Consider the following 2,266-nt stretch of genomic DNA (forward strand, 5'->3'; position numbering starts at 1 on the left):
ACGTAAGGGACAGCCCAATGGTCTCCGCAAACATCTTCACGATAGGCCTGATAATCGATCGACAGCAGTTGGCTGCGTCCATCTATCTGCTGGCTTTCGCAGTAACTGATAGTAATGTCCTTATCACGCTCCATCGGAGCAATGACAGTTTCTAAAAAGCCCGGAGCGCTAAGATCATCTGCTTCGGCAATCCAGATGTAGTCGCCAGTTGCTTCCTCGACCCCTTTCGCCCACTGCTCGAATACATTTCCCGAGTTTTTCTGATTTACAATCAGTCGGCATTCAACATTATTCTGTGAAAGCCACTTTTTGATTTCAACAACACTTTCGTCAGTTGAAGCGTCATCAAGAATAATCAGTTCATAAATCGGCAACGTTTGACCAACAATCGAGCTCAGTCTTTCACCTATGTATTTGGCATAATTATAATTCGGAACAACGACCGAAACTCGTGGAAGCGTTATACCCATAAGCTTACAGAGATCGAACAAATAACTCCGGAAAGCATACTCCCGATCGACAAGAGCACTTGCCTGTTGACCAAGATCTCGCGCAGCTTCTGGGTGCTGGATGAAGAAGAGCATCTGCGCAGCAAACGCTTTGAAATCTTCCATAGGCACAACCCTCCCCCCGACACTAGAGGCAAATTTGGCCCCGCCTCCCGAACCGTCGAAGGCAACAACGGGAACGCCGGCGTCGAATGACTCCAGCACCACGTTCGGGAATGGATCTTCTCGAGAGGTCAATGCGTAAACGTCTGCTGCAACATGATAGCTAGCGGTGTCAGGTTCGTAACCGAGGAATTTGAACGACGAAGTATGACCAGCGACCAACTCATCGATCTCACTGCGAAGTGCTTCATCCCAGTGACCGATCCAGACGAACAGGGCATCAGGTACAACGACCAAAACTTCAAGTGCTGCCTTGACGAACARATCAATGCCTTTACGCCGATCCGCATACCCAACAGCCAATACAATCGGTCGGTCTTCTGTGGCGTCTAAACGCTGTAAAACATTCTTGCGCACCTGATCTTTGTCAAATCGCAACAAATTTCGGCGCCATAGTCCCTGAGGACGGATTATTTTTCGAGAAGGCTCAACCTCAGCAAAGCGAGCAAATCCTTCCTCTACAACTTCTGCCGGGAAGACCACCTGATCAGCAAATGTTGCAATGGCCTTCGCTTGATCCGAAAGATTGTTGGATTCAATTACACCTGGCATTTCATGAATCAGGCATACACAGTGAATTCCTTCAGACGACAGCGCCTTTACAAAGCATCCAGATACAGTGGTATTGACGATCGCGTGTTTGACGCCTTTCTCCGCAAGCTCCTTCGCTAGCACAATGGCACGCTGGTCAAAATCGCCACCTTGTAATAGATCGTGAATAGGAGCGTACTGCGCAAACTCATCACGTAGTCGACCTTCGCCCAGCAAAACTGTATGAACCTGAAGTTTCAAGTCATTTACTAACGACCGCACGATACCCAACGCTAGGAATTGAGCACCGTGCGGGTGAGCATCATGGGAAACCACAGCGACACTTGTTTTGAGCGAGTCATCAGTCTCACCCGTCAATGCCTTTCGTGTAGCGTCTAGCCATGCATAACCATACTTTGCATCTGGTTCCAGATGAGCGCCTTCGGCCCACTCGTTCCAAGCATTGACAAACACGATTTTCTCGTCTGCAGTACGCGCCTGCTCACACGTTTCAGCAACTGCGTTTTCGAGCCATTTCTGATAATCAGCAGGATTACTGTTGGCAAAAATTGTACCGCCATTTTTTCTACGCGCAGTGTTATCCCAAGACGGGCATACACTACGAAAAAGATGGTACGGCATTTTTTTATAGTTACGAGACCGTTTGAGGAAGACGGACCAATCATAAACTGTACCGCCAAAGCCCTCTGATGCTGCTACTTCAGAGGTAATATTTGGTGGAGCTGAATTGTTGGGTGGAAACTCGATCGCAGCGTCAAATCCGTATTTACGAGGATCTTCTGTCTCGAACGACTGAGTATAGGCGAGATAAATTTCACCCATTCCTTGCTCACGGAACCAGGTTCGCCATCTTTCACTGGTCTCAATTGCGGAAGGAAGCAAACTCGGCCGATAGACAAGCAGGAGTGGCTTCCCATCAACGCGAATATAGCGTTCGTCTCGCATATACCTGTAGACATCTGCAGCAAAAGCCAGATCGTCTTCAGGGGAGTGTTGCTGCGCTATAAGAACTTCGCTGTCTTTGCCGTCCCAACGCCGACTCC

Annotated in this window: 1 protein-coding gene; it reads right to left on the reverse strand. The window is 48.7% G+C overall.

Features of this window, described 5'->3' with window-relative positions:
• The coding region (locus AC1DVF_RS29040; protein ID WP_477783605.1) for a glycoside hydrolase family 99-like domain-containing protein at positions 1-2,228 on the reverse strand (2,228 nt) is incomplete at its 3' end.
• Between the last annotated feature and the right edge of the window lie 38 nt (positions 2,229-2,266).

It is taken from the genome of Pseudomonas sp. P4_D7, from assembly GCF_056401755.1.